The sequence below is a fragment of the Halobacillus shinanisalinarum genome (genome assembly GCF_022919835.1).
In the GTDB taxonomy this organism is placed as follows: Bacteria; Bacillota; Bacilli; order Bacillales; family Halobacillaceae; genus Halobacillus_A; species Halobacillus_A shinanisalinarum.
In genome coordinates this window covers 21,608-34,983 of sequence record NZ_CP095074.1, presented here as the reverse complement: position 1 = coordinate 34,983, position 13,376 = coordinate 21,608, and the positions used below count along the sequence as shown (strand labels likewise).

General features: G+C 42.8%; 10 protein-coding genes. All 10 read right to left on the bottom strand.

Annotated features, from left to right (window positions below; genetic code table 11):
* Positions 1-48 precede the first annotated feature (48 nt).
* The 10 genes from MUO14_RS00170 to parE all read right to left on the bottom strand — a co-directional run bounded on the left by MUO14_RS00170 (position 49) and on the right by parE (position 13,222).
* Positions 49-1,572, bottom strand: coding sequence for an acyl-CoA carboxylase subunit beta (locus MUO14_RS00170; RefSeq protein WP_244753060.1), 1,524 nt, complete (start codon positions 1,570-1,572; stop codon positions 49-51).
* 20 nt (positions 1,573-1,592) lie between these two features.
* Positions 1,593-2,372 carry an enoyl-CoA hydratase-related protein gene (locus MUO14_RS00165; protein ID WP_244753059.1) on the bottom strand — a complete coding sequence of 260 codons (780 nt, stop codon included), beginning with the start codon at positions 2,370-2,372 and terminating at the stop codon, positions 1,593-1,595.
* A 17-nt stretch (positions 2,373-2,389) separates the two neighbouring features.
* A complete protein-coding gene (locus MUO14_RS00160; protein ID WP_304654205.1) occupies positions 2,390-3,292 on the bottom strand; it encodes a hydroxymethylglutaryl-CoA lyase in 903 nt (300 codons plus the stop codon).
* Between the two features lie 15 nt (positions 3,293-3,307).
* A complete protein-coding gene (locus MUO14_RS00155; RefSeq protein ID WP_244753058.1) occupies positions 3,308-3,520 on the bottom strand; it encodes an acetyl-CoA carboxylase biotin carboxyl carrier protein subunit in 213 nt (70 codons plus the stop codon).
* A 13-nt stretch (positions 3,521-3,533) separates the two neighbouring features.
* Positions 3,534-4,889: an acetyl-CoA carboxylase biotin carboxylase subunit gene (locus tag MUO14_RS00150; protein WP_244753057.1), complete on the bottom strand. Its 1,356-nt coding sequence runs from the start codon at positions 4,887-4,889 to the stop codon at positions 3,534-3,536.
* A gap of 15 nt (positions 4,890-4,904) precedes the next feature.
* Positions 4,905-6,545 (bottom strand): AMP-binding protein, encoded by a 1,641-nt coding sequence (locus MUO14_RS00145; RefSeq protein ID WP_244753056.1) that lies wholly within the window; start codon positions 6,543-6,545, stop codon positions 4,905-4,907.
* A gap of 21 nt (positions 6,546-6,566) precedes the next feature.
* Positions 6,567-7,709 (bottom strand): acyl-CoA dehydrogenase, encoded by a 1,143-nt coding sequence (locus MUO14_RS00140; protein WP_244753055.1) that lies wholly within the window; start codon positions 7,707-7,709, stop codon positions 6,567-6,569.
* A 77-nt stretch (positions 7,710-7,786) separates the two neighbouring features.
* Positions 7,787-8,413 (bottom strand): TetR/AcrR family transcriptional regulator, encoded by a 627-nt coding sequence (locus MUO14_RS00135; RefSeq protein ID WP_244753054.1) that lies wholly within the window; start codon positions 8,411-8,413, stop codon positions 7,787-7,789.
* 388 nt (positions 8,414-8,801) lie between these two features.
* On the bottom strand, positions 8,802-11,255 hold the full coding sequence (parC, locus tag MUO14_RS00130) for a DNA topoisomerase IV subunit A (RefSeq protein WP_244753053.1): 2,454 nt from the start codon (positions 11,253-11,255) through the stop codon (positions 8,802-8,804).
* A 14-nt stretch (positions 11,256-11,269) separates the two neighbouring features.
* Positions 11,270-13,222 carry a DNA topoisomerase IV subunit B gene (parE, locus tag MUO14_RS00125; protein ID WP_244753052.1) on the bottom strand — a complete coding sequence of 651 codons (1,953 nt, stop codon included), beginning with the start codon at positions 13,220-13,222 and terminating at the stop codon, positions 11,270-11,272.
* Positions 13,223-13,376: the final 154 nt, after the last annotated feature.

Genomic DNA, 13,376 nt, shown 5'->3' with positions numbered 1-13,376 from the left:
ACGGCAGTGGATTTTTTATTCGATCGATTCGGCCCATCTGAAACATTTTTATACAGGATAAACCCCATGTTTACGCTCTGTGAAGCTTATGTTTTTACTTTCGTAAGCTTCAAAACGTAAGGATAATTCATCTCTTAATCGGTCTGGCTGCACAATATCGTCGACAACCAATTCTGAAGCTAATCGATAGATATCGATATTTTCTTTATACTCCTCATGCTTCTCTTTTATAAAGGCCGGTCTATCCGCTTCATCAAGCTGAGCGATCTTATTAGCATAAACCGCATTAACAGCTGCTTCTGGCCCCATGACAGCGATTTGAGCTGAAGGAAGTGCTAAACAGGCATCTGGTTCAAATGCTGGCCCAGCCATCGCATATAGTCCCGCGCCATACGCCTTCCTTACAATCACAGAAATCTTAGGAACGGTCGCTTCACTCATAGCAGACAGCATCTTCGCTCCGTGGCGAATAATCCCCGCCCGTTCGACTTTCGTACCAATCATAAAACCCGGAATATCCACAAGGAACAGTAACGGGATATTAAAAGCGTCACATAGCTGCATAAATTTAGCTGATTTATCAGCAGAATCTGGGAACAAAACGCCCCCTTTAGCACGTGGTTGATTGGCAATAATGCCAATGGTACGTCCGTCAATCCGGGAGAGGCCTGTGATGATTTCCGGAGCAAATTTCTTTTTAATCTCACAAAAAGATCCTTCGTCGATCAAGCGCTCAATCAGATCGTACATATCAAAAGGCGCATTTTGATTTTCAGGGATGATCTCTGAAATCGTTTTTTCCACTGAAGCAGGCTTCAGTGGCTCTTTCCGTTTCGAAGCCTTTCGGAAGTTTGCAGGGAAATAAGACAAATAGTTTCGAGCATAAGCAATCGCTTCTGGTTCATCCTTAGCAAGCACATCCCCGCATCCGGAAACAGAACAATGCATATTCGCTCCGCCCATTTCTTCAAGACTCACTTTCTCACCGATTACTTTTTCAGCCATACGAGGGGACCCTAAATACATCGAAGCATTTCCATCAACCATGACTACAATGTCACAAAATGCCGGTATGTAGGCTCCTCCTGCTGCTGAAGGACCAAATAACAGACAGACTTGCGGGACGCGGCCCGACAATTTAATTTGGTTATGGAAAATTCGTCCCGCACCTCTACGGTTAGGGAACATGTCAACCTGATCTGTGATCCTCGCCCCAGCTGAATCAACGAGGTACAGCATCGGCAGTTCAAGCTTCATCGCTGTTTCCTGGATACGAATGATTTTCTCGACCGTTCGCGCTCCCCAGGAACCAGCTTTGACAGTCGAGTCGTTTGCCATTACACAAACTTGTTCTCCATTAACTTTTCCAATACCTGTGACAACGCCATCCGCAGGCAGGGAACCATCCATACAGTTTGCAAAAAATGCATCCTCAATATTTAAATCATCGTCAAATAGTTGCTCCAGACGCTCACGGACAAACATTTTTCCTTTTTCACTGTTCTTTTCATGATATTTTGCCGAACCACCTGATGCTACTTTATCTTTGATACCTTCTAAGGTTTCATTCATTGTCGTTCCTCGCCTCCTTTTTATTTTCCTGTATAACTAGGTTTGCGTTTTTCTTTAAAGGCCTGTAATCCCTCGATTCGATCTTTTGTCGGAATTGTTTGTTGATAACACATCCGTTCGATTTCAAGTCCTGTTGTGATATCTGTTTGAATACCATATTGAATCGCTTTTTTAGCTTGTTTTAAGGCTAGCGGGCCGTTTTTCGCAATCTGGGCAGCAAGAGCCTGTGTTTGTTCCATTAATTCTTCGTTTGCATAAGCCCCTTCGACTAAGCCAACCGCCAACGCCTTGGCAGCATCGATGGGCTTGGCAGTAAAAATCATTTCCTTCGCTCTGCCTAATCCAATCAACCGTGTTAACCGCTGCGTGCCGCCAGCGCCTGGAATAATAGCTAGTGATGTCTCAGTTAATCCAACCTTTGCGTCTGATTTCATCACCCTTAGGTCGCAGGCAAGAGCAAGCTCAAGACCTCCGCCGTACGCCGCACCATTGATCATAGCGATCGTCGGGATTTCAATTTGTTCCAGCATCCGGATCGTGTCACCAATTTTCTCAACCGTACCAACGACCTCCTCCTCAGACATCCCGGCCCTTTCCTTTAAATCAGCCCCGGCACAGAACGCTTTCTCACCGCTTCCGCTTACAATTAATACATTGGCATTTGATTGTTTTACTTCTTCAAGCGTATTGGCAAGTTCATCTAATAAAGCAGTCGATAGACTATTTGCCGCTTCTGGTCGATTTAACGTAAGATATCCGATTTGTTCCTCGGTGACTTCAAGATTGACTAATGAACTCAAAAAAACGCCCTCCTTAACTAAGTTCGATGATTCACTTGCATGTGATGGCTTGGCAAATTTTTACCAAGTTTCGCTTGAATGTAGCCTGCTGCCTCTAGTAGTTTTTCTTGATGAATCCCTGTCTGAATCCCCATGGAATCAAGCATATGAACTAGATCATCTGTAGCTAAATTCCCTGATGCACCTTTGGCATATGGACAGCCGCCAAGCCCCCCTAATGAACCATCAAACAACGAAATATCGTGTTGCAATGAAACGAGCACGTTTGCCAATGCCATCCCTTTTGTATTATGAAAATGCATCGCCACTTTTGAAAAATCAAGCTTATCTTTTAAGTAATGAAGCGTATCGTCCACTTGTTTCGGATCAGCAACGCCTATCGTATCTCCCAGGGATAGCTCATCAATTCCCATGTCAAACAAGCGGTTAGATACTTCCAATACTTGACTTGGCGGAATGGCTCCTTCATACGGACAGCCGAACACTGTTGATACATAGCCACGGACGGGTTTATTGTTCGCTTTCGCCTCTTTAACCACTTCTTCAAGCACAGGATATGTTTCTTCAATGGTCTTATTGATATTATTTTTATTATGAGACTCACTTGCAGACATGAAGACAGATACTTCATCAACATTTGTTTCAAGTGCCACCTCAAGGCCTTTCATATTGGGCACGAGGGCCGCATAGGTAATCCCTTCTTTACGAGTGATCCCTTCTGCTACCTCTCTTGCATCTTTAAGCTGTGGGATCCATTTCGGATGAACAAACGAACTGATTTCAATATAGTCATAGCCTGCCTCAGACAATTGATTAATCCATTCAATCTTATCCTCGGTAGCGATGCTCACTTTTTCGTTTTGCAGGCCATCACGTGGTCCCACTTCTTTAACTGTGACTTTGTCCGGCCACTTCAACATTCTATCCGCTCCTATTTATTCAATAATCGCAATAACGTCGCCCTCATTCACAAAATCGCCTTCAGCTACCTTCAGCTCTTTAACAGTGCCATCTGTCTCAGAAGGGATCGGGATCTCCATTTTCATCGATTCTAAAATAGCGACATCTTCACCGCTTTTTACTTGCTCGCCTTCCTTCAAAACAATCTTCCATACGCTTCCTGCCATAGATGCTTTTACTTCGTTCATTGTTTCATCCTCCTTAGTGGTTCGTCAGTGTTGGTAAGTAGTAGTTTTCAACAAATGACGTTTTCGTTTCGCCCTGCTTGAACTTTTCATGTGTAATGATGCGTTTTAACATTGTGACATTACTCTTTATTCCTTGAACTTCATATTGATGAAGCGCTGCTGTCAACCGTTCAATCGCTTCTTCTCTTGATGTTCCTTTAACGATAAGCTTTGCTATCATAGGATCATAGAAAGGGGTCACCTGCGATTGGCCATGAACAGCCAACTCATGGCGTATTCCCTCTCCTTGCGGCAGTACTAAATTTGATAACTGGCCAGGAGATGGAAAGAAGGTATTCGAGTCTTCGGCATAGATGCGAACCTCAATCGCGTGACCATGGATAGATAGGTCTTCTTGTCTAATAGCTAGTTTCTCTCCAGCGGCCACACGCAGCTGTTGTTCAACAAGATCGAGCCCAGTAATTTCTTCCGTAACGGGATGCTCCACTTGCAAACGTGTGTTCATTTCAAGAAAGTAATAATTCTCTTGGTCATCAACTAAAAACTCAATGGTACCGGCATTCGCATACCCAAGTGTCTGCACAGCTTTCAGGGCACTGTCCCCCATGCTCTGTCTTGTTTGATCTGAAAGAAATGGGGAAGGGGCCTCCTCAACCACTTTCTGATGCCTACGTTGAATCGAACATTCCCGCTCAAATAAATGGACGGCATTTCCGAACTCGTCGGCTAACACTTGGATTTCGATGTGGCGCGGATCGACGATTTGTTTTTCCATGAACATTTTTCCATCCCCGAAAAAGGTCTCGGCTCGTTTTTGGTTGCCTTCAAAGGCTTTCTCAAGCTCCTCGTCATTTTTTACGGCTTGCATGCCAATTCCACCACCGCCTGCTGCGGCTTTAAGCATAAGTGGATACCCCATCTGCTTGGCGATTTCTTTAGCTTCCTCTGTATCAGCAACGGCTGCCTCTGTACCAGGAACAATCGGAACACCTGCTTTTTGCATTTCACTTCGGGCTGCGATCTTATCGCCCATTTTAGCAATGACTTCTGAAGATGGACCAATAAAGACAAGCCCAGCCTCCCGTACTCTTTTTGCAAAACCAGCATGTTCACTTAACAGGCCATAACCAGGGTGAATTGCTTCCGCACCTGATTTTTGGGCCACTTGCAAAATCTTATCGACATTTAAATACGATTCGTTTACACGCGGCTTCCCGATTAAATAACTCTCATCCGCTTCCTCCACATAGGGAGCTTGTTGGTCAGCCTCAGAATAAACGGCCACTGTTTTAATATTTAATCTTGCACATGTACGGATAATTCGTGAGGCAATTTCGCCACGATTAGCAATTAATACTTTTGAAAACAAAGCCATCCCTCCTATTTATGAATGAGCATTAATAAAATCAACAGCATCTTCTCTCAGCTTGAATTTTTGAATTTTACCGCTTGCGGTCATCGGATATTCATCTGTAAACCGAATGTATCTAGGAATCTTATGCTTCGAAATTTGCCGCTCACAAAAGGCACGGACGTCTTCTTCGCTACCTTCGACTCCTTCTTTTGTAATGATAAAGGCCATGATTTCTTCCCCATACTTCTTATCAGGCACCCCGATGACTTGAACATCCAACACATCAGGATGTTGGTATAAAAACTCCTCGATTTCACGTGGATAGACATTTTCACCGCCGCGGATGATCATATCTTTCATTCTGCCAGTTATTTCTAAATATCCTTCCTTATCCATCACGGCAATATCACCCGTGTGCAGCCATCTGTCTTGATCAATAGCCGTCTCCGTAGCCTCTTCATTCTTGTAATAGCCTTTCATCACTAAGTAGCCGCGCGTGCACAACTCCCCTGGGATACCAGGTTCGAGTTCCTCTCCTGTAGCGGGATCCACTATTTTCACTTCCACATTTGGATGGACACGGCCGACCGTTCCAACCTTTCGTTCAATTGGATCATCTGTTCTCGTTTGAGTAATAACAGGGGACGATTCAGTTTGACCATAAGCAATAGTAATTTCACTTGCCCCCATTTTATTAATTACATCTTTCATTACTTCCATCGGACAAGTGGATCCGGCCATGATCCCCGTTCTCAACGTTGTCGGCTTATATTTTTCAAAACTAGGATCATTTAACTCGGCAATAAACATCGTTGGCACGCCATGCAGCCCTGTACACGATTCTTCACTTACCGCTTTTAACACTTTTTCTGGATTAAATTGTTCTAAAACAACCATGGTTGACGCCTTCGACACGGCGGCCATTGTCCCTAACACACAGCCGAAACAGTGGAAGAATGGGACAGGAATACAAAGACGATCCTCTGATGTTAGTTTCATAGAATCAGCCACTTGGTTCCCGTTATTAACAATATTGTTATGACTGAGCATCACCCCTTTAGGAAAACCTGTTGTTCCAGAGGTATATTGCATATTGATCACGTCTTGATAGGATAACGAGCGTTTTCTCACTTCGAGTTCTTCTGTTGACGTTGAGCGCCCCATATCAACGAGATCCTGCCATGAAAAGCAGCCTGGATACTCTTTATCACTCAATACGATGATATTCTTCAATTGCGGCAAGCGGTCACTTTGTAAATCACCCTTAACAGAGGAATCCAGCTCCGGGCAAATTTCTTTTAAAATATCAATATAGGAAGTACCCTTAAACTCTTCAGCTAGGACAAGTGTAGTCGCATCTGATTGTTTAAGTAGATATTCAAGTTCTTGGGCACGGTAATTTGTATTGACTGTTACCAGGACCGCGCCCATTTTTCCTGTGGCAAATTGCGATACTAACCATTCAGGCTTGTTATCTGACCAGATAGCCAGATGTTCCCCCTTCTCGACTCCTAAAGCCATCATTCCTTTAGCGGCTTGATCTGCCATTTCATTAAATTCTTGGTAGGTTTTTCTTATCTTTAACTCTGGGTAAACCATCGCTTCGTTGTCTGGGTATGTTTCAGCCTGTTTCTCTAATAATTCACCTACTGTCATTTGTAAAAGGGACATGTATGAACCTCCTTAAATGTATTAACAGCCTAACTGACGAGCAATAACCAATCGTTGAATTTCCGATGTACCCTCACCAATCTCCAGTAACTTCGCATCTCTTAAATACCTTTCCACTTCATACTCACGCATGTAACCATAGCCGCCATGAATTTGAATCGCCTGATTGGCGGAGCGGAAGGCTGTTTCCGAGGCAAATAATTTGGCATAGGCCGATTCCTTTGTAAACGGTTTCTTTTGATCTTTCAGCCAAGCAGCCTTTAACACCATGTTGCGGGCAAGCTCTACTTCCATTGCCATATCAGAGAGCTTAAATTGAATCGCCTGGAAATCCGAGATTGGTTTTCCAAACTGTTTTCTCTCTTTTGCATAGGCAAGCGCTTTGTCTAACGATGCCTGTGCAATACCCACCGCAAGAGCAGCAATCGAAATTCTTCCCCCATCAAGAGTATGCAAGAACTGTTTGAAGCCGCCTTTTTCATCACCGAGGATATTTTCTTTAGGAACTTTTACATCTTCTAAAATAATTTCACACGTATTGGAGCCACGGACACCCATTTTTTCATATGGACTGCTAATCTTCATGCCAGGGGTGTCTTTAGGGATAATAAAAGCAGAGATAATGTTTTTACCATCTTCTCTTTGGCCTGAAACAGCCGTTACAGTAATCGTTTCGGCATACTCAGCATTTGTGATCCAGCATTTTTCTCCATTGATGACATAATGATCCCCTTCTAAAACAGCGCGTGTTTGCGTTCCACCAGCATCAGATCCAGCATTAGGCTCTGTTAAACCAAAAGAACCAAGTGTTTCCCCCTTTGCTAACGGAGTTAAATACTTTTGCTTTTGTTCTTCGGTTCCGAAATAGTAAAGGGGACTAGCACCAAGAGAAACAGCAGCTGCATAACTCAATCCCGTTGAGCCGCAGACCTTAGCGATTTCCTCCGCAGCTAACGCATACGTAACCGTATCTCCACCCGATCCTCCATACTCTTCAGGAAAGGGAATTCCAAGCAAACCAAGTTTCCCCATTTCATCAAAAATATCTTTTGGAAACTCTGCATTTACATCAATATCAACCGCGCGCGGACGAATAACACCATCCGCAAAATCTCTCACCATTTTTCTTGTCATTTCCTGTTCTTTCGTTAATTCAAAATTCATGAAGCTCCTCCTTCAATAAAAAGACCGACTGGTTGGTCTGTATTTAGCCAAAAAAATAATCGTGTAAGCGTTTACTATTAACTGTAAAAAAAAGGAACTTTCAGCATCGTCTGTTGGTACTCTTCTTCCTTTTCCGAGGGGAGTAAAGAATGAAGAATTAAATCAACATACACATCGGCAATTTCATCAATCGTGTACTGTCCATTATCCTTGTACCATTTGTAAATCCAATTCACCATTCCTAAGATCGCCATACTTGTAATAATGGCAGGCAATTCTTTTCTAAAATTCCCTAATTGCTGACCTTCTTCAATCACACGTAAAACCATCTGTTTAAATTGATCACGCTTGTATTTAATCTGTTCTTCGTATTCCGGCTTCAAGTACAGGTTCTCTTGATAAAAGACGGAGATATGAGGTTTATACAAATCAAACACCTTTACGAAAGCACGAATGATCGATTGTATTTTATCAACAGGAGAAGTATGAGTGTGATTGGCCACTTTTGCTTCTTTAAGAACGTATGTAATAAAGGTATCGTGGATGACAAAAAGAAGCTCATCTTTAGAAGTGAAATGGTGATAAAATCCTCCCTTTGATGTATTCGAAGATTTTACAATTTGATTGACGGTTACACCATGGAAGCCATGTTGTTCAAATAACATGAGAGACGTTTGAATGATCGTTTCTCTTAAATTAGCCATACACCTACCCCTCATTTATGAATATACATTCAGTTTATCACATTTTTCAGAAAAAACAATAGAAAAGCAGAGGCGTCTTGTTCATGTATGAAAGGATGTTCCAACACCGCCGAATGGGCCTTGCCTTCTGGGAAAACTAAACAAGCCGGTGTAGATTCAAAAGATGACATTCTAACAATATATGCACGATATAGAGCCATATATGCGTATTTTGAGCCATGTAAATTAAAAAGAATAATGATGCTCGTGGGTCATTAATACCCTGAAGCAACTTAAAAAGGCTTCCGATCTTGGGATATTGTCCAAAATCAGGAGCCTTTTCATTATCTCATGAGACGAAATATAGAAATGTGCTTCATTTTTTAACGGCTGGAGAAGGGTCAGCCTACTATTCGCTGTTTTCCTCCGCAAAAGGAATCTCATACTCAGGCTGTACCCAAGCTTCAATTACTTCCCCGCTTTGTTCTATATCTATAACATATGATCCGTTACTGTACCGATCATTTGCTTTGAAGTCCATTGGGTTTACGGTTGCTAATTCCTCTTTTACTGTTTTTAACACAAGTTGATCCTGAGCTGAAACCATATGCAAATCAATAAGTCTATGAGGGTTACTTTTCAACTCTCTTAGCATGACGACACCACGTTTCGCTCTTGAAGTCTGTTCAAACTCCTTTAATCGCATTCGTTTTACTGCTGCACGATGGGTCGTGATCAAAATCGAGGGGTCTTTTGATGCATCAAACGTTTGACCGGAAACCACATGTTCTCCGTCTTTAAGCTGGATGGCTTTCACTCCAGCTGCTCGTTGGCCTACGGCGTTTACCTCTTCCTCATGATACCAGAGACCATAGGCTTTATTTGATGCAATGAATAAGTGTGAATCGCCTGAAGTCACATGGACATCAACAACCTCATCCTCACCTTTTAGGTTTACCGCTACTAATGGCTTAGAATGGCGCTGTGCATGATAAAGCGGTAAATCACTCTTTTTAACCATCCCGTTTTTCGTAAAGAAGATTAAGTAGTTTCCATCTTTAAATTCACGAACCGGAATCGCTTCGACAATAAACTCTTCTTTTTCAATCGAAACGAGGTTAGCGATGTGCTGCCCGAGGTCTTTCCAGCGGATATCTGGCAGCTTGTGCACGGGAATGAACAAGTATTTTCCGAGGTTCGTGAACAGAAGCAAGTTATCAGTCGTATTGATTTCAAACAGCCTGAGGATATGGTCTCCATCCTTCATAGCAAAATCCTTGCCGTTTGAAGCGGCATAGGAACGCAAGCTCGTTCGCTTAATGTAGCCATCCTTCGTAACAGTAACGAGAATATCTTCACTCGCAACGGTTACTTCCAAATCGACCTTCAACTCTTGCACTTTTTCTTCGATTTGAGTTATACGATCATCGTTGTACTGCTTCTTCATCGCTCGCAGATCTGCTTTAATGACTTTAAATAATTCATGCTCACTGGCAAGAAGTTTTTCTAAATAGCTAATCTTTTCTTTTAGCTCGTCCGCTTCCTTTTGCAGTTCGGTAATATCGGTATTTGTTAACCTGTAAAGCTGCAAAGTCACAATCGCTTCAGACTGCTCTTCTGTAAAGTCGTATGCTGCAATCAACTGCTGTTTGGCATCCTGCTTATCATTTGAACTCCGAATTGTAGCAATCACTTCATCGAGTATGGAAATCGCTTTAATGAGCCCTTCAACAATATGTGCACGGCGGTTCGCTTTATTTAAATCGTAAAGGGATTGGCGTGTTACTACTTCCCGCTGGTGTTTAATATAAGCATCTAACATCATCGGCAAGCTTAGTAACTTAGGTGTACGATCATGGATCGCAACCATGTTAAAGTTATAAGCAATTTGGAGATCAGTATGTTTGTAAAGGTAATTGAGAACTCCTTCACTGTTGGCATCCTTTTTTAGTTCAACAACAATTCTCATCCCTGTACGATCTGTTTCATCCCGTACCTCCGATATTCCTTCCACCTTACGATCAATCCGAAGCTCATCCATTCGTTTTACTAATGTAGCTTTATTCACATCATATGGAATCTCATCAATCACAATCTGTTCACGTCCGCCACGTACAGACTGGACAGCTGCTCGGCCGCGCAGGACAATTTTACCTTTACCAGTCTCGTAGGCTTTCCTTAGACCTTCAATCCCTTGAATCGTTCCACCCGTTGGAAAATCAGGACCTTTTAGCTTCGTCATTAACTCTTCGACTGAAGAACTTGGCTTATCAATTTTCATAATAACAGCGTCAATGACTTCCCCGAGGTTGTGTGGAGGGATTTCAGTTGCATATCCTGCTGAAATTCCTGTCGATCCATTTGCAAGTAAATTCGGAAACTTCGCTGGCAATACGGTTGGTTCCTCAATGGTATCGTCAAAGTTCGGAATATGTTCAACCGTTTCCTTCTCAATATCTCTTAGTAATTCTGAAGAAATACTGGATAATCTCGCCTCCGTATAACGCATGGCAGCGGGTGGATCTCCATCCACACTCCCGTTGTTCCCGTGCATTTCAATCAGCGATTTACGAACTTTCCAATCTTGACTTAGGCGTACCATCGCTTCATACACAGATGAATCGCCGTGTGGGTGATAATTACCGATCACCGTACCAACGGTTTTAGCTGATTTCCGGTACGCTTTGTCATGTGTATTTCTCTCCTGGTGCATCGCGTATAAAATCCGGCGTTGAACAGGCTTCAAGCCATCTCTGGCATCAGGAAGTGCCCGTTCCTGAATAATATATTTACTATAACGGCCAAATCGGTCGCCCAGTACTTCCTCTAATGGTAAATCTAAAAACTTTTCTGCCTCAGCCAACAGAAAATCCCCCTTTATGTCTGAATTTTATCGTTTTCTAAAATGTTTGCTTCGTCTTCAAGACCAAAAGCAACGTGGGATTCAATCCATTTACGGCGAGGTTCCACTTTATCCCCCATCAGTGTTGTCACCCGACGTTCCACCCGAGCAAGATCATCAATCGTTACACGAATGAGTGTTCTCGTTTCCGGGTTCATTGTCGTTTCCCATAGCTGATCGGCATTCATCTCACCTAGACCTTTATATCTTTGAATCGTATAACCATTTTTAAACTCTTTCAGAAGCTTTTGCATGCCACTTTCATCCCAGGCATATTCCGTTCTCTCTTTCTTTCCCTTCCCTTTTGATACTTTAAAAAGGGGTGGAAGAGCAATGAATATTTTGCCTGCGTCCACTAGTGGACGCATGTACCGATAAAAGAACGTCAGCAAGAGCACTTGAATATGTGCTCCATCTGTATCGGCATCAGTCATGATGACAATCTTATCATAATTGCAGTCTTCTAACGTAAAATCTCCACCGACACCTGCGCCAATGGTGTTAATAATCGTTGATATCTCTTCGTTTTTGAAGATATCAGCAATCTTTGCTTTTTCGGTATTAATAACCTTACCACGTAAAGGGAGCACGGCCTGAAACTTACGATCACGGCCTTGCTTAGCCGAACCGCCAGCCGAATCCCCCTCAACAAGGTACAATTCATTCTTCTCGGCATTTTTAGATTGTGCTGGCGTCAGCTTTCCGCTTAACAAGGCATCCTTACGTTTCTTTTTCTTCCCGGACCTGGCATCTTCCCGTGCTTTTCTAGCCGCTTCTCGTGCTTCCTTTGCCCGAATCGCTTTTTTAATCAGCATGGAAGCGATGTCTGGATTTTCCTCAAGGAAGTAGGAAAGTTGTTCTGCAACGACAGCGTCGACGGCCGAGCGAGCTTCCGACGTACCAAGTTTACTTTTTGTTTGTCCTTCAAACTGAAGAAGCCCTTCAGGAATTCGTAAGGAAATGATCGCAGTGAATCCTTCCCGAATATCGTTTCCTTCCAAATTTTTATCTTTTTCTTTTAACAGTTGTGCTCTTCTTGCATAGTCATTAAACACCCGAGTGATAGCTGATTTAGATCCTGACTCATGTGTGCCGCCATCTTTTGTGCGTACATTGTTAACAAAAGAAAGAATGCTTTCTGCAAATCCATCATTGAACTGAAAAGCAAAGTCTACTTCGATAGTTGCATGTTGACCCTCAAACGAGACAATCGGATGAAGCGTATCCTTCTCCTCATTCAAGTAGGCTACGAAAGATTCAATCCCGTCATTATATTGATAAGATTCTTTTATGTCCTCACGTTCATCTACTAAATTTATTCGAAATCCTTTTAATAAAAAAGCGGCTTCCCGTAGTCGTTCGGATAATGTTTCAAAGTTGAATTTTTTCACTGAAAAAATCGTTTCATCGGGCTTAAATCGGATCGTAGTCCCGGTTTTTCGTGTGGCACCCTTATTTTCCAGGGAAGTCACAGGAATTCCACCACGCTCAAATCGTTGATAAAACTTCTCCCCATCCCGGCAAATATGCACTTCTAACCACTCGGAAAGTGCGTTGACAACTGATGCACCAACACCATGTAATCCCCCGCTAGACTTATATCCACCCTGACCGAACTTCCCGCCTGCATGAAGTACGGTAAGAATAACTTCAGGTGTAGGCTTCCCTGTCTTGTGCATTCCTGTAGGCATTCCACGGGCTTCATCCTTCACAGATACACTTCCATCTTTATGAAGAGTGACCGTCATTTGCTCTCCGAAACCAGCCAATGCCTCATCAACAGCATTGTCTACAATTTCAAAAACTAAATGATGCAAACCTCGCTGATCAGTGGACCCGATATACATCCCTGGCCGCTTCCGTACGGCCTCCAGCCCCTCTAATACTTGTATGGAATCATCTGAGTACGTTTGATTTTGTTTTGACAATTTTCCATCGGCTCCTTTCTAAAAACGACACCATCTACATCTATAATAGAACAAACGTTCGTTTGTGTAAACGTTCATATAGATACATCACTTGTTATATTGTAGCGGTTTTATTTAAATCCGCAAATACAATGATCAATGATCACGAGAAAAA

Coding starts and splice junctions, on each gene's coding strand:
- MUO14_RS00170 (WP_244753060.1), bottom strand. CDS start 1,572: ATGAATGAAACCTTAGAAGGTATCAAAGATAAAGTAGCATCAGGTGGT.
- MUO14_RS00160 (WP_304654205.1), bottom strand. CDS start 3,292: ATGTTGAAGTGGCCGGACAAAGTCACAGTTAAAGAAGTGGGACCACGT.
- MUO14_RS00155 (WP_244753058.1), bottom strand. CDS start 3,520: ATGAACGAAGTAAAAGCATCTATGGCAGGAAGCGTATGGAAGATTGTT.
- MUO14_RS00145 (WP_244753056.1), bottom strand. CDS start 6,545: ATGTCCCTTTTACAAATGACAGTAGGTGAATTATTAGAGAAACAGGCT.
- MUO14_RS00140 (WP_244753055.1), bottom strand. CDS start 7,709: ATGAATTTTGAATTAACGAAAGAACAGGAAATGACAAGAAAAATGGTG.
- MUO14_RS00135 (WP_244753054.1), bottom strand. CDS start 8,413: ATGGCTAATTTAAGAGAAACGATCATTCAAACGTCTCTCATGTTATTT.